25 protein-coding genes are annotated in these 20,930 nt (G+C 51.0%); 22 read left to right on the top strand and 3 right to left on the bottom strand.

The genetic code is table 11. The features are described 5' to 3' along the window. The first annotated feature begins 82 nt into the window (after nucleotides 1–82). The 7 genes from rpsF to REH51_RS03330 all read left to right on the top strand — a co-directional run bounded on the left by rpsF (nucleotide 83) and on the right by REH51_RS03330 (nucleotide 4,577). Nucleotides 83–466, top strand: a complete 384-nt coding sequence (gene rpsF, locus REH51_RS03360; protein WP_009721681.1) for a 30S ribosomal protein S6 — start codon at nucleotides 83–85, stop codon at nucleotides 464–466. 33 nt (nucleotides 467–499) lie between these two features. Next, nucleotides 500–727, top strand: a complete 228-nt coding sequence (rpsR, locus tag REH51_RS03355) for a 30S ribosomal protein S18 (RefSeq protein ID WP_009097135.1) — start codon at nucleotides 500–502, stop codon at nucleotides 725–727. A 12-nt stretch (nucleotides 728–739) separates the two neighbouring features. Next, nucleotides 740–1,591 carry a hypothetical protein gene (locus REH51_RS03350; protein ID WP_498937701.1) on the top strand — a complete coding sequence of 284 codons (852 nt, stop codon included), beginning with the start codon at nucleotides 740–742 and terminating at the stop codon, nucleotides 1,589–1,591. A gap of 15 nt (nucleotides 1,592–1,606) precedes the next feature. Continuing rightward, a complete protein-coding gene (gene rplI / locus REH51_RS03345; RefSeq protein WP_498936850.1) occupies nucleotides 1,607–2,053 on the top strand; it encodes a 50S ribosomal protein L9 in 447 nt (148 codons plus the stop codon). Nucleotides 2,054–2,385: 332 nt separating this feature from the next. Next, nucleotides 2,386–3,774, top strand: coding sequence for a replicative DNA helicase (gene dnaB / locus REH51_RS03340; RefSeq protein ID WP_009721684.1), 1,389 nt, complete (start codon nucleotides 2,386–2,388; stop codon nucleotides 3,772–3,774). A 66-nt stretch (nucleotides 3,775–3,840) separates the two neighbouring features. After that, on the top strand, nucleotides 3,841–4,134 hold the full coding sequence (locus REH51_RS03335) for a hypothetical protein (protein ID WP_498936848.1): 294 nt from the start codon (nucleotides 3,841–3,843) through the stop codon (nucleotides 4,132–4,134). Nucleotides 4,135–4,274: 140 nt separating this feature from the next. Continuing rightward, entirely contained in the window at nucleotides 4,275–4,577 is a 303-nt protein-coding gene (locus REH51_RS03330; RefSeq protein WP_009721686.1) for a DUF6482 family protein, read from the top strand. 28 nt (nucleotides 4,578–4,605) lie between these two features. On the opposite strand, the gene REH51_RS03325 is transcribed toward REH51_RS03330, so the two are convergent. After that, the gene (locus REH51_RS03325) at nucleotides 4,606–5,004 is read right to left on the bottom strand and encodes a thiol-disulfide oxidoreductase DCC family protein (protein WP_009721687.1); all 399 of its coding nucleotides are present in this window, start codon (nucleotides 5,002–5,004) and stop codon (nucleotides 4,606–4,608) included. Further along, nucleotides 5,001–6,581 carry a cryptochrome/photolyase family protein gene (locus tag REH51_RS03320; RefSeq protein ID WP_009721688.1) on the bottom strand — a complete coding sequence of 527 codons (1,581 nt, stop codon included), beginning with the start codon at nucleotides 6,579–6,581 and terminating at the stop codon, nucleotides 5,001–5,003. Before REH51_RS03320 ends, REH51_RS03325 begins: the two co-directional genes overlap by 4 nt. 112 nt (nucleotides 6,582–6,693) lie before the next feature. On the opposite strand from REH51_RS03320, the gene hemH reads away from it, so the two are divergent. The 13 genes from hemH (at nucleotide 6,694) to rloA3 (ending at nucleotide 18,174) form a co-directional block, all read left to right on the top strand. Then, nucleotides 6,694–7,776, top strand: a complete 1,083-nt coding sequence (gene hemH / locus REH51_RS03315; protein ID WP_009721689.1) for a ferrochelatase — start codon at nucleotides 6,694–6,696, stop codon at nucleotides 7,774–7,776. 192 nt (nucleotides 7,777–7,968) lie between these two features. Further along, the gene (locus REH51_RS03310) at nucleotides 7,969–10,317 is read left to right on the top strand and encodes a putative monovalent cation/H+ antiporter subunit A (protein WP_498936846.1); all 2,349 of its coding nucleotides are present in this window, start codon (nucleotides 7,969–7,971) and stop codon (nucleotides 10,315–10,317) included. After that, on the top strand, nucleotides 10,310–10,741 hold the full coding sequence (locus tag REH51_RS03305; protein ID WP_009721691.1) for a Na+/H+ antiporter subunit B: 432 nt from the start codon (nucleotides 10,310–10,312) through the stop codon (nucleotides 10,739–10,741). Before REH51_RS03310 ends, REH51_RS03305 begins: the two co-directional genes overlap by 8 nt. 18 nt (nucleotides 10,742–10,759) lie before the next feature. After that, on the top strand, nucleotides 10,760–11,107 hold the full coding sequence (locus tag REH51_RS03300; RefSeq protein WP_009721692.1) for a Na+/H+ antiporter subunit C: 348 nt from the start codon (nucleotides 10,760–10,762) through the stop codon (nucleotides 11,105–11,107). Beyond that, nucleotides 11,104–12,705 (top strand): Na+/H+ antiporter subunit D, encoded by a 1,602-nt coding sequence (locus REH51_RS03295; protein WP_009721693.1) that lies wholly within the window; start codon nucleotides 11,104–11,106, stop codon nucleotides 12,703–12,705. Before REH51_RS03300 ends, REH51_RS03295 begins: the two co-directional genes overlap by 4 nt. After that, nucleotides 12,702–13,175: a Na+/H+ antiporter subunit E gene (locus REH51_RS03290; protein WP_009721694.1), complete on the top strand. Its 474-nt coding sequence runs from the start codon at nucleotides 12,702–12,704 to the stop codon at nucleotides 13,173–13,175. The genes REH51_RS03295 and REH51_RS03290 overlap by 4 nt, the downstream gene beginning before the upstream one ends. After that, a complete protein-coding gene (locus REH51_RS03285; RefSeq protein WP_498936844.1) occupies nucleotides 13,175–13,444 on the top strand; it encodes an MrpF/PhaF family protein in 270 nt (89 codons plus the stop codon). The genes REH51_RS03290 and REH51_RS03285 overlap by 1 nt, the downstream gene beginning before the upstream one ends. After that, the gene (gene mnhG, locus REH51_RS03280) at nucleotides 13,437–13,841 is read left to right on the top strand and encodes a monovalent cation/H(+) antiporter subunit G (RefSeq protein ID WP_009721696.1); all 405 of its coding nucleotides are present in this window, start codon (nucleotides 13,437–13,439) and stop codon (nucleotides 13,839–13,841) included. Before REH51_RS03285 ends, mnhG begins: the two co-directional genes overlap by 8 nt. Nucleotides 13,842–14,140: 299 nt before the next feature. Next, nucleotides 14,141–14,317 carry a DUF2256 domain-containing protein gene (locus tag REH51_RS03275; RefSeq protein ID WP_009721697.1) on the top strand — a complete coding sequence of 59 codons (177 nt, stop codon included), beginning with the start codon at nucleotides 14,141–14,143 and terminating at the stop codon, nucleotides 14,315–14,317. Beyond that, complete coding sequence (locus REH51_RS03270; protein ID WP_498936842.1) at nucleotides 14,301–15,722, top strand: DASH family cryptochrome; 1,422 nt, start codon at nucleotides 14,301–14,303, stop codon at nucleotides 15,720–15,722. Before REH51_RS03275 ends, REH51_RS03270 begins: the two co-directional genes overlap by 17 nt. A 49-nt stretch (nucleotides 15,723–15,771) precedes the next feature. Further along, the gene (locus REH51_RS03265; protein ID WP_009721699.1) at nucleotides 15,772–16,218 is read left to right on the top strand and encodes a DUF3429 domain-containing protein; all 447 of its coding nucleotides are present in this window, start codon (nucleotides 15,772–15,774) and stop codon (nucleotides 16,216–16,218) included. Between the two features lie 68 nt (nucleotides 16,219–16,286). Continuing rightward, nucleotides 16,287–17,543: a lytic murein transglycosylase gene (locus REH51_RS03260; RefSeq protein ID WP_009721700.1), complete on the top strand. Its 1,257-nt coding sequence runs from the start codon at nucleotides 16,287–16,289 to the stop codon at nucleotides 17,541–17,543. A gap of 76 nt (nucleotides 17,544–17,619) precedes the next feature. After that, complete coding sequence (gene rloA3, locus REH51_RS03255) at nucleotides 17,620–18,174, top strand: retropepsin-like aspartic peptidase RloA3 (RefSeq protein ID WP_009721701.1); 555 nt, start codon at nucleotides 17,620–17,622, stop codon at nucleotides 18,172–18,174. Between the two features lie 28 nt (nucleotides 18,175–18,202). Here the strand turns inward: rloA3 and REH51_RS03250 are convergent, their stop codons facing one another. After that, nucleotides 18,203–18,913, bottom strand: coding sequence for a 16S rRNA (uracil(1498)-N(3))-methyltransferase (locus tag REH51_RS03250; RefSeq protein ID WP_009721702.1), 711 nt, complete (start codon nucleotides 18,911–18,913; stop codon nucleotides 18,203–18,205). A 134-nt stretch (nucleotides 18,914–19,047) separates the two neighbouring features. Between REH51_RS03250 and phaR the strand changes: the two genes are divergently transcribed. Next, complete coding sequence (phaR, locus tag REH51_RS03245) at nucleotides 19,048–19,512, top strand: polyhydroxyalkanoate synthesis repressor PhaR (RefSeq protein ID WP_009721703.1); 465 nt, start codon at nucleotides 19,048–19,050, stop codon at nucleotides 19,510–19,512. 97 nt (nucleotides 19,513–19,609) lie between these two features. After that, nucleotides 19,610–20,896: a phosphoribosylamine--glycine ligase gene (gene purD / locus REH51_RS03240; RefSeq protein ID WP_009721704.1), complete on the top strand. Its 1,287-nt coding sequence runs from the start codon at nucleotides 19,610–19,612 to the stop codon at nucleotides 20,894–20,896. Nucleotides 20,897–20,930: the final 34 nt, after the last annotated feature.

Below are 20,930 nucleotides of genomic sequence, written 5' to 3'. Positions count from 1 at the left end.
CAGTTAACTCCTTGCTTCCCTGTCGTCATTGATACAGCTGTGTCAATACACACCGGAAGCTGCCAAACCGCAAGGAGATTCCATGCGTCATTACGAAATCGTGTTTATGGTCCACCCGGATCAGAGCGAGCAAGTGCCGGCTATGGTCGAGCGCTACACCAGCATTGTTACCGAAAACGGTGGCACTGTGCATCGCTTGGAAGATTGGGGCCGTCGTCACTTGGCTTACCCGATCAACAAGATCCACAAAGCCCACTACGTGCTGATGAACGTTGAGTGCACCGGCGAGACTCTCGAAGAAATCGAGAACATCTTCCGTTTCAACGACGCCATCATTCGCAGCTTGGTTGTTCGCTGCAAAGAAGCGATCACCGAAGCTTCTCCGATGATGAAGCCGGCAGAAGAAAAGCGTCCGCGTCGCGAAGACAAACCGCGCGCTGAAGAAGCTGAAGAAGAAACTGCCTAATTCCATCCACTGCACGTTTTAAGGAGCTAGTCCATGGCACGTTTTTTCCGTCGCCGTAAGTTTTGCCGCTTCACTGCTGAAGGCGTCAAGCAGATCGACTATAAAGATCTCGACACGCTGAAGGCTTACATCACCGAAACCGGCAAGATCGTTCCGAGCCGTATCACCGGCACCAAAGCACGCTATCAGCGTCAGTTGGCGACTGCTATCAAGCGTTCGCGTTACCTGGCACTGCTGCCCTACTCCGATAGCCATCAGTAAGCGTTTAACGTGATGCTGGCACTGGCGAGATGGCTCATGCGGAGCACGCCCTATGCCATTGGCGGGGCGGCGCTAGCGACGCTAGTGCCTTGGCTGTTCTGGTTAGGGGCAGCCATCGCCGCGTTAGTTACCCTACGCAAAGGTTTTGCACCTGCGCTTCCGGTAATCATCGCTGCTGCACTACCTGCGGGTTTTTGGTGGTCTCAAGGTGACGTCATTCCACTTGCTAGCGTACTGCTAGTAACTCTGATGGCGGTTATCCTGCGTGAGAGGATGCGTTGGAGTGAAGCGTTAATCGTTGGCACATTAGCGGCAGCGGGTATGGTTCAACTCGGCATTTTTATACCGCCAGGTGGAACACAGTTAATGCTGGAGCAACTGCGAGAAAGCTCTACCGAGATTGATCGCATGCTGACAGAGTTTGCTAACCAAGGTATTGATGCGCCCACGCTCGCCGCTATGGTGATCGGTGGTGTAACAGGCCTGGTGGTGCTGTTGGCCGCTATTGCGTGTTTAGCGTTGGCGCGAAGCTGGCAAGCTGGGCTTTATAACCCAGGCGGCTTCCGCGAAGAGTTTCACGCACTGCGCCTATCGCCCAAAGAGCTCGCTGTTTTAGTCGTGCTTGGTGTGGTGGGTATGGTGTTGGGAGCGCACGCTTTGGCAATGCTTGGTTGGATTCCACTGCTGGTAGCTGGCATTGCGCTAGTGCATGGGTTTATTGGAATAAAGGGGATGAACGGGCTGTGGCTGGTGGCATTTTATGTGCTGCTGATCACGACCTGGCCCACGATTCTCATTGTGCTGCTGTTGGGGCTGATTGATACATTCGCGAACGTTCGCGCACGCCTTGCCCGCAGCAACTGACAAGAGGTTTACGAGATGGAAGTCATTCTGCTCGACAACATTGGTAAGCTGGGCGGCCTGGGTGACAAAGTCACTGTAAAGCCCGGTTATGGTCGTAACTATTTGGTTCCTTACGGCCTAGCCGTGCCGGCAACCAAAGATAACGTTGAAGCATTCAAAGCCCAGCGTGCTGAGCTTGAAGCCAAAGCCGCTGAGCGTAAAGCAGAAGCTGAAGCGCGTGCTGAGCAGCTTAACGACATCGAATTGTCGTTGGTTTCTAAAGCAGGCGATGAAGGTAAGCTGTTCGGCTCTATCGGTCCTCGTGACTTGGCCGACGCTATTTCCTCTGCTGGCATCGAAGTTGCCAAGAGCGAAGTACGTATGCCGCAGGGCCCGATTCGTCAAACTGGCGAATACGACATCTCTCTACACCTGCATGCAGATGTAGATGCTGTTGTCCGCGTGGTTGTTGTCGCAGAGTAAACGCTCTCGCCAACGCTGACGCCTCAAAGGGCGCGGGTTTTCCCGCGCCCTTTGTCTTTTAAGAGCCTTGTCTTTTAAGAACCTTGTCTTTTAAATTCTCTTTTTTAAGATTTTTGTCATTCAAGCAGCTTGTCTTTTAAGCTACTTTTCTTTTTAAATTATTTATCGTTTTAAATCATATAGTTTCTAAGCATCGGTCAAAAATGTTTGCAGGGTTGGTCGAGTTTTTTTGAACGTCGCTTGGCGTGGGGCAGTCGCTTATGGTGGGTTTGAGATTGTCCCGCTAAGATAGTCATCGTCATTGGCTACGCTTTTTTATTAAGGAGCTCACTATGCAGGACCAGCCTTCTGCTGATCAGGAAACGGCAGCGATAAAGCTGCCGCCGCATTCTCTTGAGGCGGAGCAGTCGGTGCTAGGTGGGCTAATGTTGGATAACCAGGCCTGGGATAATGTCTCGGAGCGGTTGGTGGCGGATGATTTTTACCGCTATGAACATCGCTTGGTATTCAATGTGATGATTCATTTGGCCGAATCTGGGCAGCCGCTGGACGTTATAACGCTATCAGAAGCGTTAGAAGCCCGTGATCAACTGGATACCGTGGGCGGTTTGGCATTCTTAGCTGAGCTGGCTCGCAATACGCCTTCCGCCAGTAATATTCGTGCCTATGCCGATATCGTTCGCGAACGGGCGACGCTGCGTAAGTTAATCCGTGCGGCCAATCAAATTGCTGATGGGGCGTTTTCACCTCAGGGTCGGCCTGCTGATGAGCTGCTCAACGAAGCTGAGCGATTAGTATTTCAGATTGCCGAAGAGCGACCGAAAACCGGTGGTCCTATCGGCATGAGCGAGCTACTCACCAAAGCCGTTGATCGCATTGATGAGCTGTTCAATCTAAAAGGTGAAATGACGGGGCTTTCCTCGGGGTTTCGTGACCTCGATGAAATGACCTCAGGCTTACAGCCCTCAGATTTGGTTATTATTGCTGGCCGTCCGTCAATGGGTAAAACCACCTTTGCCATGAACCTGGTTGAGCATGCGGTTATTGCTAGTGATAAGCCTGTGATGGTGTTCTCCATGGAGATGCCTGCGGAATCGCTGATGCTGCGTATGCTCTCTTCGCTGGGCCGAATTGATCAAACCCGAGTGCGCTCGGGGCAATTGGAAGATGAAGATTGGCCCCGATTGACGTCGGCGGTCAACCTGCTCAAAGACAAGCAATTGTTTATAGATGACACTGCCGCGCTATCACCTAACGAAATGCGCTCGCGCTTGCGTAGAGTGGTGCGGGAGCACGGCAATATGGCGCTGATCATGATTGACTATCTTCAGCTGATGCAGATTCCTGGTTTTTCTGAAAACCGTACCGGTGAGATATCGGAGATTTCACGCTCGCTGAAAGGGCTGGCAAAAGAGTTTCAATGCCCTGTTGTGGCACTTTCACAGCTTAACCGTTCGTTGGAGCAGCGCCCCAATAAGCGTCCTGTCATGTCGGATCTGAGGGAGTCGGGGGCGATTGAGCAGGATGCCGACGTCATTGCGTTTGTTTACCGAGATGAAGTGTATAACCCCGACAACCCTGACAACCAAGGGATTGCTGAGCTGATTATTGGTAAACAGCGTAACGGGCCTATCGGTACGGTACATATGGCATTTATTGGTAAATACACACGCTTCGAAGACCTTGCGCCCGACAGCTACGGCGAAGCGTTCGGCGATTAACTTGAGCGTTGGGGGGGAGAACGTATAATGCTTCTCCCCGACGAAGCAGATAGACAGGAGTAGCAAATGGCAGGTGGTTTTAGACGTGTTAACCGTAAGCGTCTTCCTAAGTTGGAAGGCCGTGGGGAACTGCAGTCACTAGAGCGAGAAGGGCCATTTAAAGAGTGGTTGGGAATGCCTGACCTCTATCGTTACTTCCTGGTAGTTGAAGGGGAAAAATATAGCTACCAAACCGAGGATTCAGAGCTGCCGGTAACGGTGGGCGATAAAGTGGTTTTCCGTTACAAGGAAACTAAAGGTGGTAACTGGATAGACCGCAACTCGTTAGGTAAAGCAATCGACCCGTCTGAGTATCAATAATTCGACGAATAAGTTGACGTTTTGGTCAGGAACTCTTTTGTGATGTTGCCGTCATAGGCAGTTAGTGCCAAGGTAATAAAATTGTCATGGGGTACCGTCATGCTGTGCCCCATGATGATGAACAATCATAGGAGGGAACCATGGAACTAAAAGAACTAAAGCAATTTGTTGCGGGTCACGATAATTTTGAAATACGCGTTATTACCCATTCGGGTAGCCGCTTTTACCAAGTAGAGCTCGAAGATGTTGAGGGTGAGCGTCATATGCTGACCCAACGTGGTAAGCCAATGTTGTTTCGCTCACTAGATGATGTTTATCTTGAGCTAAAACGTGCTGGTATTCACCGTGCTTACTTAGTGCAGCATGTACCCCAGGATGAAGTGATTGGACGCGATGCTCATTACAGTTCGCCACTAACGTCGCGTATGCCACTAGTGTTCTAGCATTGTTAGCACTTTAACATTGGCGTCTTCATTTGTTAGCGTGACGCTTATCCCACCACTGGCCCAGCCGAACGCGGCGACGGGCAAAAAAACGATAGCCTGCATCCATTACTCCTCGCAGGCCTGGTAAGCAAGAAAGCCACACTAGCCACCGGTAGCCCAGTACTGCATAGAGGGCCCGGCTGGCATCCATGCCGATATACCAATTTCCTTGACTGTCTTTGACATGCAGCAGCCCCATCATGTCGTCAAATCTGCGTCCTACATCGGCTGCATTGAAATCACTACTCTGAATATCCACTAGCGTGACGCGTTCTTGATGGCGATGCTTTGCAAGCCACGCGACTTCCACGCGGCAAAAAGGGCAGTGGCCATCGTGGTAAAGCGTGACAGGTGGCTTTGCACGAAGCGTAGAGAAGCGGCTCATTGAGTATCCTTGGAGAAATAGCCTTGCGTGTGGAGAGCTTGGCCGTAGCTTTGGCTGGTCGGTAGTGAGGCAAGAAACTGTTCAGCTTGCTGACGCATCGCGTCACGCTTTTCATCTTTCATGCGTGAGAGTGACCCATAGATCAGTTTCATGCGTGGGTTGCGGTTCAGCTGTTCAGCGTTGGTTTCCAGAAAATGCCAGTAAAGGCTGTTAAATGGGCACGCTTTTGGGCCAGTTACTTGTTTCGGGGAATAGCGACAGTGCTGGCAATGGTCAGACATCTTGTCGATATATTTGCCGGAGGCGCAATAAGGCTTGGAGCCCATTAGACCGCCGTCAGCATGCAGCACCATACCCAAAGTGTTAGGCAGCTCAACCCACTCGCAGGCATCGGCATAAACCGCTAAGTACCAGTCGCAGAGCGCTTCAGGTTTAACACCACACAGCAGGGCAAAGTTGCCGGTCACCATTAAGCGCTGTATGTGGTGAGCGTAGCTGTTGTCGATGGTCATTTGAATGGCGCGCTGCAAGCAGCGCATATCGGTATTGCCATCCCAATAAAAGGCCGGCAGCTCGCGCTCAAAGCCAAGCTGGTTTTCGCGCTTATAAGCCGGCATTTGTGTCCAATAGAGCCCGCGCACATACTCTCGCCAACCGAGTATTTGACGAATAAACCCTTCAACTGCATTGATAGGAGCATGGCCCGCTAGGTACTGTTGCTCAGCGGCTTCACAGACTTCATGGGGTGTTAGCAGACCGATATTGAGCGCCGCCGACAGCCTGGAGTGATAAAGAAACGGTTCTGAGTCGCTGATCGCATCCTGATATCGGCCAAAGTCGGCCAGCCCCTTATCAAGGAAGTGGTTTAAATCCACCAGCGCCTGTCGGCGGGTGACGGGTAGGTTGAAGTTCTCCAGAGACCCCATGTGCTCGCTAAAATGGTGCTTGGCATCATTGAGCGCTTCCTGGGTTAACGCATCTTGGCAATGGGTGGGAAGTGAGGGAAAGCTGAGCGATGCATGAATCGGATCACGGTTATCGTGATCAAAGTTCCATTTACCACCTGCGGGTGTATCGCCTTCCATCAGCAGCCCCGTTCGTTTGCGCTGCTCTCGATAGAAATACTCTAAGCGAAGCTGTTTACGTCCTTTAGCCCAGTTGGAAAAGTCATCAGGTGAGGTGAAAAAACGGTCATCTTCGATTATTCGCCAGGGTAAGGAAGCCTCTTGACGCTGCTGCATGGCATCCCAAAGCCGCCATTCACCAGGTCTTGCCACGCACACTTCATTGCAGCCGTACTGAGTCGCAATGCGTTCGGCTTCCGCGATGAGTGACTGGGTATTATCGGCGTCATCAATACGGCTGTAGTGAACGTTATAGCCTTTATCGCGCAGCGCCTGAGCAAAGTGTCGCATGGCGGCCATAAACAAGCCGATCTTGTGTATATGGTGAGGCACATAACGCGCTTCTTCGGCGACCTCGCAAAGGGCGACCACTGCGTTAGTTGGTGCGTCGCGCAGGGTCGCCAATGAAAGCGAAAGCTGGTCACCAAGAACGAGTAGTAAAGGCTTAGACATGAGTTGGCCTGCAGTTATACAAATAATGTTGATAGTATAACTTTATGCCGCAACTTTGCCGAAAAGTGTTAAGATTTTGCCAACTATTTAAAGTATCCGAGGAGTTAGCGACATGGTCGATAGCGTTGTGAAAGATCAGCCGGGAGAAGGGCGCTTGGCCCATGCTCCAAGTGATCACCCTGCTGTTCCCCCTGCAAAAGTGGGCGTGGTGTTGGCTAACTTGGGCACCCCGGACGCAACTGACTATTGGTCTATGCGGCGCTATCTCAGCGAGTTTTTGTCTGATAAACGTGTCGTCGATTACGCCAACTGGAAGTGGCAGCCGCTTTTACAGCTGATTATTTTGACTAAGCGGCCCTTTTCATCTGGAAATGCTTATAAAAGCATCTGGAATAATGAAAAGAATGAGAGCCCTTTGCTGACGACAACGCGTGCCCAAACAGAAAAAATGGCTGCGCGTTTGAAGGCGCTATATGGCGATAATGTCGAAGTTGATTTCTGTATGCGCTATGGCAATCCGTCGACTGAAAGTGTCCTCAACCGCATGAAAGAGAAGGGCTGTGAGCGGATTGTTTTCTTCCCGCTTTATCCCCAGTACGGCTCGCCTACGACCGCAACGGCAAATGATCAGGCATTTCGTACGTTGATGAAAATGAAATGGCAGCCTTATATTCGTACGGTGCCCGCTTATTTTGAGCATCCCGCCTATATTCAGGCGCTGGCGAATTCAGTGCAAGAAGCTTACGACGGTTTTGAAACGCGTCCGACTAAGCTGGTAGCAAGCTACCATGGCGTCCCCGAACGTTACTTACTAGAAGGTGACCCCTACCATTGCCAATGTCAGAAAACGACGCGCTTGATGCGTGAAAAACTGGGGCTGAGCAAAGAGGAAGTGGATACAGCGTTCCAATCTCAGTTTGGCCCTGAAAAGTGGGTAGGCCCACAAACCGTTGATCATGTGGCTGAGCTTGCCAAGCAGGGGCACAAACATATTGCGATTATGTCGCCTGCTTTCTCTTCCGATTGTGTTGAAACCCTGGAAGAGATCAAAGAGGAAATTCACGATAGCTTTATGGAAGCAGGGGGCGAGACGTTTAGTTATATTCCCTGCTTGAATGATCGTGACGACCACATCGATGCGCTGTTAGCGGTCGTTAACAATGAGTTGGCCGGTTGGCTTCCTGCTTCTAAATAATGCGTTTTGTTACAAGCCGCCAAGGTGCTTAACTAAGGCGGCTTTTTTATGGGACCTAGATTTCTAGAAATTTGGTCAACCTTGGTATAAGGTCTGTGCATTAAAAATCACATTTATTCAACGCTTAGGGCCGTTCGGTCTTGCTGCTGCCTTAGGGTTAACTGAAACGTTCTTATAGGGAGAAACCACCGGATGCAATTCGCTGTGTTAATGGGCTTTGTGCTGGCAGCGTCGTCGCCTTTGCTCAACCGCTGGTTTGGAGAACGGACAAGCCTAGTGCTGGCACTGTTCCCTGCTTTGATGGCTGCTTGGCTGTTAAGTCAGGCACCTATTGTTATGAGTGAGGGGCCGCTTCTGTTGGAGTGGTCTTGGGTGCCATCATTAGGCATTAGCCTGAGCTTCCTGCTTGATGGGCTGTCACTGTTATTTGGGCTGTTGATTACCGTTATCGGCACTTTCGTGTTGATCTATGCTGGTGGTTATCTCAAAGGCCATACCGATATCGCGCGGTTTCATTTAGCGCTTGTGGCTTTTATGGCCTCTATGTTGGGGCTGGGGCTCGCTGACGGATTGCTTACGCTTTTCGTATTTTGGGAATTAACCAGCATCACGTCTTATTTATTAATTGGCTTTAACCATACCGATATTGAGGCAAGAAAATCAGCTCGTCAGGGTTTGTTTGTGACAGTTGCCGGTGGATTGGCGCTGATGGCAGGCCTGGTGTTATTGGGGGTAGCAAGCGGAAGCTGGTCGCTTTATGAGATAGGCCAAATGGAGAGCGATCTTCGTGAACATTCGCTTTATGCCCCTATGCTCATTTGCTTGCTGCTGGGAGCATTCACAAAATCGGCCCAGTTCCCTTTTCATTTTTGGTTGCCCAACGCCATGGCGGCGCCAACGCCTGTATCAGCATACCTGCACTCGGCCACTATGGTGAAAGCGGGTATTTACTTAATGGCTCGCTTACAGCCTGAGCTGGGTGGTACAGCCCTGTGGGTAGGAATACTGTCGGTTGTCGGTGCGATCACGATGCTGACAGGCGCCTTTTTAGCGATTCATCACACCAATATCAAAAAGCTGTTGGCTTATTCCACCATTATGGCGCTTGGCACGTTAACCATGCTGTTGGGCATTGGTTCTGAGTACGCCATGACGGCATTTGTTACTTTCTTGCTTGCCCATTCGATGTACAAAGGGGCGCTGTTTATGGTCGCCGGTATTTTGGACCATGAGACAGGCACCAAGGACGTTACTGCCATGGGCGGGTTGAAATCTGCCATGCCAGTTACTGCGGTGATTGCCTGTGTTGCGACACTGTCGTTGGCGGGCGTGCCGCCATTATTCGGCTTCATTGGTAAGGAGCTAATGCTGGAGGCGGCGCTTGGGGCCGAGCGTTTCAAGATATTGTTAGTCCTGTTTGCTTTTCTGGCCGCTATTTTGACGATTGCAGTGGCTGCCATTATTGCATTCCGGCCCTTCTATGGACGGCAACTTGAAACGCCAAAAATACCCCATGAAGCGCCGTTTAGTATGCTGATTGGCCCCGCTGTACTAGCGCTTGGTTCGCTTGTGTTAGGGCTGGCGCCAGCTATGTTGGGGGCTGATGCGCTGCTTACGTCGGCCGCGACGGCGGTGGCAGGTGAGCCGCTGCCAGTTTCATTATCGCTTTGGTATGGCATCAACATGGCGCTCATCATGTCGATTGTTAGTCTTGGACTAGGCTTTTTACTGTTTAAGCGCTGGGATGGTGTGCGTAGCAAGCTAGCAATGCTGGCACCAGTGATGCGGCATGGCCCCGAAGCGGGTTACGAAGGTTTAATGAACGGTATTGTGCGCTTTTCTGAATGGCAAACACGCCTGCTGCAAAACGGTTATATGCGCAACTATATTCTCGTCATGCTGGTGGTGCTGATTGCCTTGATTGGTAACTCAATACTTGTGCGCCATGCGCCTCAACTGGCGCTGACGCTGGACGTGCGCTTCCATGAGGTAATTGTCGCTGGCACCATGGTAATGGGAGCGTTGTTTGCGACCATTTCTCGTTCACGTCTTGGTGCAGTGGTCTCGGTCGGCATTATGGGATTCTCGATTGCACTTATATTCATTCTCTTCAGTGCGCCCGACTTGGGCATTACCCAACTGCTAGTTGAGACCCTCACCGTTATCTTGTTGGTTTTGGTGCTCTTCCGTTTGCCGCGTTTTTCAAACCTTTCCACAAACTTGGAACGTATTCGAGATGGTGCCGTGGCGGCAACAATGGGAATTCTAATTTTCCTACTGATTATGACCGCTTGGAGTATCGATCAGTTTGAGCCGATTTCAGCCTATATGATCGAAAATAGTGCTCCTCTGGCTTATGGTCGCAACATTGTGAACGTCATCTTGGTGGACTATCGTGCCCTCGATACGCTAGGCGAAATGTTTGTGCTTGCTCTTGCTGCTATTGGGGTTATCGCCATGCTTAAACTGCGCCACGGCGGAGATGAAAGCAAAGCGACAGAAGGCGAAAAACCCAGTGTTAAGGAGCCGTACGATGGTTAAATCAGGCACGATTATTCTCAATACGGCAGCGCGGTTTTTGATGCCGCTACAGCTGATGTTTTCAATTTTCTTGCTGCTACGTGGACACGATGAACCAGGGGGTGGGTTTATTGCTGGGCTCGTGGCGGCGGGGGCCTTCACGCTTTACCTGTTTGCCTTTGGGGTAAGTGCCACCAAAGACGTGCTGCGCATGGTCGACCCTCGCGACTTAATTGGGATTGGGCTGTTGCTGGGCATGATTTCAGTGGTGCCTGCCTGGTTTATGGGCCAACCGTTTTTAACCGCTCAGTGGTGGACTATTCCTGTCATTGATTTCAAAGCGTCTACACCGCTGATTTTCGATATAGGCGTGTACTTTGCCGTTCTTGGTTCGGTGATGGGAATGGTGATGGCGCTGATGGAGGTGGATAAGGATGAACCTTAATGTATCAGGAGGGCCTGTATGGAACCGCTAATGGCACTAGCGATTGGGCTACTCTACGCCGCCGCTATTTTTATGATGCTACGTCGCTCTATTGTGAAATTGGTGATTGGCCTGCTGCTGCTTTCGAATGCGGCCAACTTGCTGATTTTTACTACGGCAGGCATGACGCGCGGAGCGCCACCGCTAATACCGGAAGGAATGCTACAGCCGTTAGGTGAGGTAGCAGACCCGTTGCCCCAAGCCGTTGTACTGACGGCGATTGTTATTGCATTTGGGGTGCTGGCATTTGCTGTCGTGTTAATTCGCCGTGCCTATGAAATTGTAAAGGCAGATGATTTGGACAAAATGAAGGATACCGACACGTGAGGCCTGAAGTTGCTCTCCCCGTCCTGCTGCCACTGCTTTCTGGGGCTCTTTCATTACTGTTTTGGCGCTCTCGCCCCGTCCAACGTTTTATTGCGGTAGCGGGTAACGTTGCGCTGCTGCTTGTGTGTGTATGGTTGTTTGTTGCTGTTTTGTTTGATGGTTACATCACCATGCAGATGGGCAGTTGGCCGGCTCCATTTGGGATCACGCTAATTGCCGATATGTTGAGTGCCGTCATGATTTTAATGACGGGCATCATTGGTTTGGCGATGGGCATTTATTCGTTGGCCACCACGGGGCGTGGTCACGAAAAATTTGGCTATTACCCACTGATGCATTTGCTGTTAGCGGGGGTTGCAGGTGCCTTTTTAACTGGCGACATTTTCAATCTGTATGTTTGGTTTGAAGTAATGCTGGTGGCGTCGTTTGCGTTGTTAATTCTGGGCGGTGAGCGAGCCCAGATGGAAGGCGCTATTAAATATGTCACGTTGAACCTGCTGGCTTCAGTGATTTTCTTAACGGCCGTGGGGCTACTGTATGGCACGGTAGGCACGCTAAACATGGCCGACATTGCTCTGCGAATGGATGAGGCTGAGCATAGCGGCATGGTCGAAGTGCTCGCTGTTATGTTTATGGTGGCTTTTGGTATTAAAGCCGCCGCCTTTCCGCTCTTTTTCTGGCTGCCTGCTTCCTATCACACGCCGCCAGTAGCCGTATCGGCGCTGTTTGCTGGTTTGCTGACAAAAGTAGGGGTGTATTCGTTATTCCGTGTGTTCACCCTTATCTTTGATCAAACAATGGGCTATTTGCAGGACATAATGCTATGGGGGGCTGTGCTGACAATGGTCACTGGCGTGCTGGGTGCCGCTGCTCAGTATGAGTTCCGGCGTATTCTCTCGTTTCATATTGTGAGCCAGATTGGCTACATGATCCTTGGCTTGGCGCTGTATACACCGCTAGCGATTGCGGGTGGTGTGTTCGCCATCGTGCATAACATTATTGTCAAAACGAACCTGTTCCTGATCAGTGGTATTACCCATCATTTGCAAGGCTCTTATCAGCTTAAAAAAATGGGCGGACTTTATCGCGAGCGCCCTTGGTTAGCCGTGGCGTTCTTTATTTCAGCGTTTTCGTTGGCAGGCATTCCGCCTCTATCGGGTTTCTTTGCTAAGTTTGTGCTGGTTCGTGCTGGCCTGGAAGCTGGGGCGTATGTGGCGACAGGGTTTGCACTGGCAGTAGGGCTCATGACGCTTTACTCCATGGTGAAAATTTGGAACGAAGTGTTCTGGAAAGCCTTGCCAGAAGAAAACAATGTACCTGCTTCACAAACCTCCGTCGGTGATGACGGTCGATTACTAAAACCAAACCTGTGGATGATGTATACGCCGGTCGTTGTGCTGGCCATGATGTCGTTATTAATAGGCGTTTTTGCTGAGCCTATTATGCAGGTGATGACCCTTATCGGTGATCAGCTAATGTCTCCATCGGGTTACATTGAGGCCGTACTGGGTGTGTCTGCTAGCGCTGAAGCAGCGCTAATTGACCCGATTGAGTTGCAGGCGGAGCAAATAGGTGACCGTGCGGAGGACTCCCCATGACCGGTGCGATCTGGAACCTTTTACTCGGGCTAGCCTGGGTACTGCTGAGTGGTGATTTTACCGGCCTCAATCTGCTGGTGGGGATGATTTTTGGCTACATAGCGTTGCTGTTAATTGAACCTCAAGTCGAAGCGTTGAAAGGCTATCCGGCTCGTGTGCCGCGGATTATTGGATTCGTTGGTTTTTTTATTAAGGAGCTAGTGCAGGCTAACCTGCGGGTCGCCTTCGATATACTGACGCCTCCTTGGCATATGAAGCCCGGCGTTATTGCATTTCCCCTTTCTGCACAGAGCGAGATGGAAATTACCATGGTGGCTAATTTGATCTCGCTAACACCCGGTACGTTGAGCCTTGATGTCTCTGACGATCGAAAGGTGCTCTATATCCACGCTATGTTTTTGGATGATGAAGAAGAGCTTCGAAATAACTTAAAAGAGATGGAGCACCGTGCATTGGAGCTATTTCGTTAATGGATAACGTTATTCTGATAAGCCAGATAATTATGGGGTTGGCGCTTGTACTGACCTTTGTGCGTGTCGTGCGTGGGCCTAGCTTGCCCGATCGCGTCGTTGCACTTGAGTTGTTTTCTACAACCGTAGTGGGGCTGGTTGGCGTTTATGCTATTCAATCAGGCGTCGCGAGTTTTCTTGATGCGGCAATCGTGATTGCCTTAATGGGCTTTTTAGCGGCGATTGGTTTTGCACGCTTTCTGGAACGTGGGGGGCCGCGAGATGATTGAGTTTATCAAAGGCACGCTGTTGATAACGGGGTCGAGCTTTATGTTGCTGGCTGCCATCGGTTTGCTGCGGCTACCGGATCTACTGACCCGCATGCACGCGACCACTAAGGCTGCAGCGCTAGGGGTTATTTTAATTATGCTGGCATCGGCCATGCACTTTGCTGAAGTTGGCGTGGTTGCGCGTTCGTTTGCGATTATTGTTTTTATTTTAATCACAGCACCGATTGCTGCCCATGTCATCGGTAGGGCAGGTTACTTTGTGGGCTCGCGCCTTTGGAGCGGTACAGTAAAAGATGAGCTGAGGCCTAACTATGATCCACTCACTCACGAGCTTAAAAGCGGTCTAGAAACCCATGAAAATGCTAAGCGTCATCCACGAACCACAGACCCTGATTGATTGACCATAATTTTCTGTGTTGTATTTCGACTAATACTTTTTTCATAGTTGTTCATTGCTGTTGCATTGCCTTTTCGAAAAACCATCCATCTGGATGGTTTTTTTTATTTGAAGCGCTGTGAGAAAAGTCGTTGGGAAAAGTCCGGAAAAAACTGGGGAAAGAGCAGGGGGGAGTTAGGGGAAAAGCATAACGTCAAAAACATGTACGCTGATTTATGTACAATAGTTATACTGTATAAGATAATGTGTCCATGTTTTTGACGCGTGGCGAGTAAGTGTCGGGCAGCGAGATAACCTCTATGCAACGCAAGCAAGATTTACCGCAAAAAGACTGTGTTCAATGCCAGCGTCCTTTTACTTGGCGGAAAAAGTGGGCGCGCTGCTGGGACGAAGTGCGCTATTGCAGTGAACGATGCCGTCGCGAAGCCAAGCAGCACAGCACACCAAGGAGGCAAGTGCATGAACAGCACGACTGATATTGTATGGCTTCAGGATAATTTGCGGATAGCTGATAACCCCTTGTTACATTTTGATGCTCCCCCAGAACAGCTCCTTTGTCTCTATGTGCTGGACCAGCGATGGTTTGAGCCTTCGAGTGCGGGCGATGACACTCCCAGGCTGGGCCCTGCTCGATTACGCTTTTTATGGCAAAGCTTGATGGAGCTACGTGGTGAGCTGCTGCAGCGTGGCAGTGATTTGTTAGTTCGCATTGGCGACCCTGCCAGTATTGTTCTAGAGACTGCTGACATGCTGAGTGCACGAGAAGTGCGCGTGGCAGCGCATTCGGGGTATGAAGAGTCACAGCATATTGCGCGCGTCGCTGAACAACTCCCGCCTGCGTGTCAGTTTTTTTGTGCTGATAGTGGCTATTTAATTGCTGCAGACGATCTTCCCTTTGCATTGAGTGAGTTGCCGCCTAATTTTTCGGCATTTCGACGGCGTGTTGAAAAACATTGTGAGTTTCTGGCACCGCAACCCGCGCCGATAACACTTCCTCCATGGCCTGAATCAGCTCCCAGAGGGTTTCCCCCGCTCAAGGCAGTATGCGAAGAGAGTGCTGTCTGGCAGCCTGATAATCGCCAGGGCTTTGTATTTGTGGGAGGTGAGTCAGCGGCTAGTGATCGTTTGCAACAGTATCTCTGGCGGCAAAACGGCGCGGAATCGTACAAGAAAACCCGTAATGGCTTATTGGGGGCTAATTTTTCCACACGTTTTTCACCATGGCTGGCGCGAGGTTGTTTATCCGCTCGCCAAGCGTGTCAAGAAGTAAAAAACTGGGAGGCCGTTCACGGAAGCTGTGAATCCAGTTATTGGATAATTTTTGAACTATTGTGGCGAGATTACTTTCACCGAGCGGCTCAGTTAGAAGGCGCTGTATTATTTGGTCGTGAAGCGTTGCCGCCTGCTAACAATGCGTTCAACGCGTGGCGTAATGCTACAACCGGCGTGCCATTTATAGACGCTGCCATGTTAGAACTGAAGCATACCGGATGGATATCCAACCGAGCGCGCCAAAATGTCGCCAGTTTCTTAGTGAAGGATCTAAACGTCGATTGGCGCCTTGGTGCGCGGTGGTTTGAACACTGCCTGATTGATTACGATGTGGCGAGTAACTGGGGCAATTGGCGTTATATCGCTGGTGTTGGTCGTGCCCCCCGCCAAGACCGTTACTTTAATGTGCTGAAGCAAGCAGGGCATTACGATCCCCAGGGGCTATACGTTGCGTACTGGCTGCCTGAATTGGAGGCGCTGCCATTAGGGCAGGGGCGTCACCAGCCCTGGCGCGTAGCATCTTCTAAGTTTGATGCGCCTTACGTAGAGCCAAGTGAGTGGCAACGATGGCTAGTGGCTAAAACGGAACTTCAAGAATCAGATGAGTAATGTTTCACTCGAAAATGGACGACAGAGCTCAAAAGGTGGGTTGTACAATATGAGTGAGTTAAGTAATGACCGCCACGTTGCTTGGCTGCTTGGGCTTGCAGGCTTAATCCCTTTTATTGCCGGGGGGCTCTTCGCCTGGTGGGCACCCTCTGTTTGGCAGGTAACGGCGGTGTATGGGTTTAGCTACTACAGTGCGGTTATTTTGTCTTTTCTAGGGGGCGTCCATTGGGGAGCTGCTCTGCAAGTGCCGCGTCCAGGAAACCGCCGACGTTTGATCATTGCGATGGTGCCCAGTTTAATCGCTTGGCCTGCGTTATTGTTCGACGTGGTTACCGGGCTGTGGGTGCTGGTGGCAGGTTTTATTCTAATTGGTGGCTACGACCTCAGTCGTGATGGCCGAGAAGGATTTCCTCATTGGTACCTTAAACTCCGTTGTGTGCTGACTGGTGTAGTGGTGGCGTTTCATCTGATTGTTTTACTTCGGCTAGGCGGGTAAGACTAGCATCTGTGCTGTTTCTGAGCCATTATCGAAAGCACGCCAAGGATTGCCAAGAGATTAATGCTATGTCTTTGAAAATTAAAGATTCAATGAGTATCCGCCCTGCGCTGTATTTATCCTTTGCACTAGCCGCGGGCAGTGCGGTGCTAAGTTCTAGCGCAGTTGCTAATCAGCAATTGATGAGTGAAGTGGATGCTCAAGCGGCAGAACAAGTTAGCTATGCCAACTTTAATCAGTGGTTGGCTGATTTTCGCCGCTATGCTGCTCAGCAGGGCATTAGCGAGGCTACCCTTGCCTCTGCTTTTGATGGGCTTCGCTACCGGGAACGGGTGATTGAGCTTGACCGGTATCAACCAGAGTTTGTTCGTCCCATCTGGCAATACTTAGATACAGCGGTTTCCAGCACACGGATCAATAACGGCCTAGAAAAGCTTGCCGCCCACCGTGATACTGCGCGACAAATGCAGCAGCGTTACGGTGTTCCTGCGGAAATCATCGTTGCTATTTGGGGTATCGAAAGTAACTATGGCAGCAATTTTGGCGATTTCTCGACGCTTGAGTCGCTGGCAACACTTGCCTACGACGGGCGTCGGCGTGATTTTGCACGGGGCGAGCTGTTGGCTGCGCTACGTATTATCGATCAAGGTGACATTGCCGCTGAACAAATGAAAGGCTCCTGGGCTGGCGCCATGGGGCACACGCAGTTTATACCTAGCAGTTTTGAAGCGTATGCCGTGGATGGCGACAATGACGGCCGTCGAGACATTTGGGGCAGTATTCCTGATGTTATGGCTTCTACGGCTAACTACCTTGCGAAGGCAGGGTGGCAAGCTGGTCAGCCTTGGGGCGTTGAAGTGAACTTGCCTGACTCCTTCGATTATTCACAAACACAACGGCGCAGCAGCGCTGAATGGGCAGCGCAAGGTGTGCGCTCAATGAATGGTGAACTCCCTATGTTCGATAGCGCTGCGGTGATTGTGCCCGCAGGAGCAAACGGCCCAGCATTTTTGGTAGGGCCTAATTTCCGGGCAATTCTGCGCTATAACAACGCAACGAGTTATGCCTTGGCCGTATCTACCTTGGCGGATGCTATTGCTGGTCGTGACGGCATTGCTCAGTCTTGGCCCAGAGATCAGGCGCCGCTGACACGTGATGATGTTCGTACCCTGCAGCAGCGCTTAAATAATGCTGGTTACTCCGTGGGGACTGCGGATGGCATCATGGGGCCTAATACGCGTGAAGGCTTGCGTGCTTTCCAACGTGATCAGGGGTTGACCCCCGACGGTTTTGCCACTCAGGCGCTGTTAGAACGACTGCGCTAATGTTTCGTTTCGATGAGTCTCTTTAGCTATGCAAATTTTTCAGGCTATACAAATTTCTCACTAAGGACGAAATGTAATGGGGAAAACTTTTTTAGGCGTACTGGCTGCTAGCGCAATGGCCAGTACACTGTTAGTGAGCACGGCTGCCCAGGCAGATGATAAGGTGTTTGGTTGGGTTGAAAATGCTTCAATTGAGCCGTGGGGTATCGCCGTAAAAGCTAAACTAGACAGCGGAGCACTGACCTCGTCATTAGATGCTCGCAATATTGAAATGTTTGAGAAAGATGGTGAGGAGTGGGTTCGATTTCGTCTGAAGCTCGAGGATCAAGAGAGCGGTGAAACGTTTAGTGATCAGATCGAGCGGCCTCTCTACCGAGAGCAAAAGGTGCGTGGCGCCGGTGGTCGTGATGAGCGTCCGGTGGTGCTAATGGACGTTTGCATGGGCGACACAGTGTATGAAGAGCAATTTAGTCTGCGAGATCGTGAAGAGATGCTCTATCCGCTGCTCTTGGGGCGCCGCACTATTAGCCATTTAGGGTTATTAGATGTGCGCAATACCTTTCTTCAAACCCCTGAGTGTGGGGAAAACGCGGCCTACGTCCCCCACGACCCAGCAGATGAACAGTCCTAATCACGCCATTTGCTAGTTTAATCGGCGATTAAAAAAGTCGCGATAACAGTGCGGTGACGGCAGTTTCCACTCGTAAGATGCGAGGGCCTAAATGCATGCCCTCGCAGCCTGCCTCTAGCAGTTTTTCAACTTCCCAGGGTATAAACCCGCCTTCTGGTCCAACAAGGAGCAGTATTTGTCCGTCAATGTTTCGTGGGCAGGCATTTGGCATGCCAGGGTGCGCCACCAAGCCGCGTCGGTCTTTTAGTTGCTCTGGTAACTGTTCTTCTAGAAAAGGGCGAAAGCCTTTGCACAACGTCACACTAGGCAATTGTGTGTCGCGCGCTTGCTCAAGACCCAATACTAAGTGATGGTGAATTTTTTCCGCACGGAGTTCTGGGGACTGCCAGTAGCTTTTTTCCACCCGTTTGGTGTGAAGCAGTGTAATATTTTTTACGCCAAGGGCCGTGACATGTTCTAAGGTACGTGCCAGCATCCTGGGCCGAGGAAGCGCCAATACTAAATGGACTGGCAGGAGCGGCGGGGGCGGCTCATTTAGGCTTTCCAGTGTAAACGTTGCCTGAGTATTATGCAGTTCGATTAGCTGCGCTTTCCCCATCTGGCCGCCCTGCAGGCCGACGGTGAAGTGGTCTCCTACACAGGCGCGGTGTACCTCGCGTAAATGGGTGATACGTCGTGCGTCAGTAAGGTAAGCATAAGCTCCCTTCACTTCGCTCGGGTCAAGCAGAATAAGATTCATGATTGTCGTCTATTGGTCATAAGGAAGACACGCTTAATGGTACTAATCCGTTAAGCTGGCTTGCATAGGCGCATGTTGCAGGCACAATAGCAGCAACGGCGACAAAGCCTCTACCGCGTTTAAGGAGATGCGCTGTGCGCGTAATTCGCAAATATGCCAACCGTAGGTTATACGATACTCAACAAAGTCGTTACGTGACGCTTGAGGATCTGCGGCGTTTGATCATCGAAGAAGAGCCCTTCCGCGTTGAGGATGCAAAAAGCGGTGAAGACCTAACACGGACCATTTTGCTGTCGATCATTATCGAACAAGAGCAGGCCGATAGTGAAGCCGAGGTTTTCTCCAATGATCTGCTCGCTCAGCTGATCCGTGTGTACGATATGTCATCGCCTTTACCGCTGGCACGTTATTTAGAGCAGGGTACCCAGCTTATGCTAGAGCAGCAAAAGCGCATGCAAAGCCAGTGGCAACAAGCGATACGCCACTCTCCCATGGAGTTTATGCGCGAGCTGGCAGAAGAAAATATGCGTTTTTGGCAAAAAACGCTTAATCAGCCTAATCAAACAGATGACGACGACACACCGGATAAAAGCACCTGAAGTCGCTGGTTGAGTCGTTGTGGCATAATATTGCCGGATAACTTAATTACGCTCTCAGCTAATCTCAGCTACGCACTCCCGTTTGAGAAGGATGATAATGAACGTTTTAATGATAGGTGGCGGTGGCCGCGAGCATGCATTGGCTTGGAAACTAGCGCAGTCTAGTGACGTCGAGCAGGTGTTCGTAGCGCCAGGTAATGCAGGTACTGCCACCGAGCCTAAATTGACCAACGTGACTATTGAAGCAACAGATTTGGACGCGTTGGTTGCGTTTGCCCAGCGCGAGCAAGTGGCGCTGACAGTGGTGGGGCCAGAAGCGCCGTTAGTTGAAGGGATTGTCGATCGCTTTCACTCGGCGGGCCTAACAATTTTTGGCCCTTCTCAACGCGCTGCACAATTGGAAGGCTCTAAATCGTTTACTAAAGATTTTCTTGCACGTCACCAGATTCCTTCAGCTGCATATCAAACTTTTACGGCAGTAGAGCCTGCCTTGGCTTATTTAGCTGAAATGGGCGCACCTATCGTTATCAAAGCTGATGGCTTGGCGGCAGGTAAAGGCGTTATTGTGGCGATGAGTGAAGCTGAAGCTGAAGCGGCTATTCGCGATATGTTAGAGGCGAATGCGTTTGGCGATGCAGGTGCACGCGTTGTTATTGAAGAGTTCCTGGAAGGCGAAGAAGCTAGTTTTATCGTCATGGTCGATGGCGAAAATGTGGTGCCCATGGCAACTAGCCAAGACCACAAGCGTGCTTATGACGGCGACACTGGTCCCAATACGGGTGGTATGGGAGCCTACTCCCCAGCGCCGGTGGTAACGCCGGAGGTCGACGCGCGTATTATGGAGCAGGTTATTCTCCCTACCGTGCGCGGCATGGCAGAAGAGGGTAATGCATACACTGGCTTTTTGTATGCGGGCCTAATGATTGACACTGAAGGCAATCCTAAGGTTATTGAATATAATTGCCGTTTTGGTGACCCTGAAACTCAGCCGATCATGATGCGGTTAACGTCAGATTTAGCCGCGCTTTGTCTGGCTGGCGCTAAGGGTGAGCTTGCTGATAAGCAGTGTCAGTGGGACCCCCGCGCGGCAGTGGGTGTTGTGATGGCGGCAGGCGGCTATCCCGGCAGTTACCGCAAAGGCGATGTCATTCACGGTTTGGAACAGGCAGAGCAAGCGCAGTGCAAGGTATTTCATGCAGGTACTACACAGGCTGCTGACGGCAGTATCTTAACCGCAGGTGGGCGAGTGCTGTGTGTAACGGCATTAGGCAGCACGGTATCGGCTGCTCAACAGCAAGCATATCAGGGTGTCAAAGCGATTCACTGGGAGGGCGCTGAGTTCCGCCGTGATATCGCTTTCCGTGCTATCGCCCGGGAAAAATAGTGATCAGCGGTGATCCCGCTGGCGCTGAACCATC

The organism is Halomonas bluephagenesis, from assembly GCF_054790765.1.
The sequence above is the reverse complement of the archived record's forward strand: the minus strand, read 5'-3'. Positions and strand labels throughout refer to the sequence as shown.

Excerpts from the sequence above, each read along its gene's own strand:
- REH51_RS03270 (WP_498936842.1), top strand. The coding sequence starts at position 14,301 with ATGAACAGCACGACTGATATTGTATGGCTTCAGGATAATTTGCGGATA.
- hemH (WP_009721689.1), top strand. The coding sequence starts at position 6,694 with ATGGTCGATAGCGTTGTGAAAGATCAGCCGGGAGAAGGGCGCTTGGCC.
- REH51_RS03265 (WP_009721699.1), top strand. The coding sequence starts at position 15,772 with ATGAGTGAGTTAAGTAATGACCGCCACGTTGCTTGGCTGCTTGGGCTT.
- REH51_RS03260 (WP_009721700.1), top strand. The coding sequence starts at position 16,287 with ATGTCTTTGAAAATTAAAGATTCAATGAGTATCCGCCCTGCGCTGTAT.
- REH51_RS03300 (WP_009721692.1), top strand. The coding sequence starts at position 10,760 with ATGGAACCGCTAATGGCACTAGCGATTGGGCTACTCTACGCCGCCGCT.
- mnhG (WP_009721696.1), top strand. The coding sequence starts at position 13,437 with ATGATTGAGTTTATCAAAGGCACGCTGTTGATAACGGGGTCGAGCTTT.
- REH51_RS03335 (WP_498936848.1), top strand. The coding sequence starts at position 3,841 with ATGGCAGGTGGTTTTAGACGTGTTAACCGTAAGCGTCTTCCTAAGTTG.
- REH51_RS03310 (WP_498936846.1), top strand. The coding sequence starts at position 7,969 with ATGCAATTCGCTGTGTTAATGGGCTTTGTGCTGGCAGCGTCGTCGCCT.
- REH51_RS03285 (WP_498936844.1), top strand. The coding sequence starts at position 13,175 with ATGGATAACGTTATTCTGATAAGCCAGATAATTATGGGGTTGGCGCTT.
- REH51_RS03350 (WP_498937701.1), top strand. The coding sequence starts at position 740 with ATGCTGGCACTGGCGAGATGGCTCATGCGGAGCACGCCCTATGCCATT.
- REH51_RS03275 (WP_009721697.1), top strand. The coding sequence starts at position 14,141 with ATGCAACGCAAGCAAGATTTACCGCAAAAAGACTGTGTTCAATGCCAG.
- rpsF (WP_009721681.1), top strand. The coding sequence starts at position 83 with ATGCGTCATTACGAAATCGTGTTTATGGTCCACCCGGATCAGAGCGAG.
- purD (WP_009721704.1), top strand. The coding sequence starts at position 19,610 with ATGAACGTTTTAATGATAGGTGGCGGTGGCCGCGAGCATGCATTGGCT.
- REH51_RS03290 (WP_009721694.1), top strand. The coding sequence starts at position 12,702 with ATGACCGGTGCGATCTGGAACCTTTTACTCGGGCTAGCCTGGGTACTG.
- rpsR (WP_009097135.1), top strand. The coding sequence starts at position 500 with ATGGCACGTTTTTTCCGTCGCCGTAAGTTTTGCCGCTTCACTGCTGAA.
- REH51_RS03330 (WP_009721686.1), top strand. The coding sequence starts at position 4,275 with ATGGAACTAAAAGAACTAAAGCAATTTGTTGCGGGTCACGATAATTTT.
- REH51_RS03320 (WP_009721688.1), bottom strand. The coding sequence starts at position 6,581 with ATGTCTAAGCCTTTACTACTCGTTCTTGGTGACCAGCTTTCGCTTTCA.
- dnaB (WP_009721684.1), top strand. The coding sequence starts at position 2,386 with ATGCAGGACCAGCCTTCTGCTGATCAGGAAACGGCAGCGATAAAGCTG.
- REH51_RS03325 (WP_009721687.1), bottom strand. The coding sequence starts at position 5,004 with ATGAGCCGCTTCTCTACGCTTCGTGCAAAGCCACCTGTCACGCTTTAC.
- REH51_RS03250 (WP_009721702.1), bottom strand. The coding sequence starts at position 18,913 with ATGAATCTTATTCTGCTTGACCCGAGCGAAGTGAAGGGAGCTTATGCT.
- rplI (WP_498936850.1), top strand. The coding sequence starts at position 1,607 with ATGGAAGTCATTCTGCTCGACAACATTGGTAAGCTGGGCGGCCTGGGT.
- rloA3 (WP_009721701.1), top strand. The coding sequence starts at position 17,620 with ATGGGGAAAACTTTTTTAGGCGTACTGGCTGCTAGCGCAATGGCCAGT.
- REH51_RS03305 (WP_009721691.1), top strand. The coding sequence starts at position 10,310 with ATGGTTAAATCAGGCACGATTATTCTCAATACGGCAGCGCGGTTTTTG.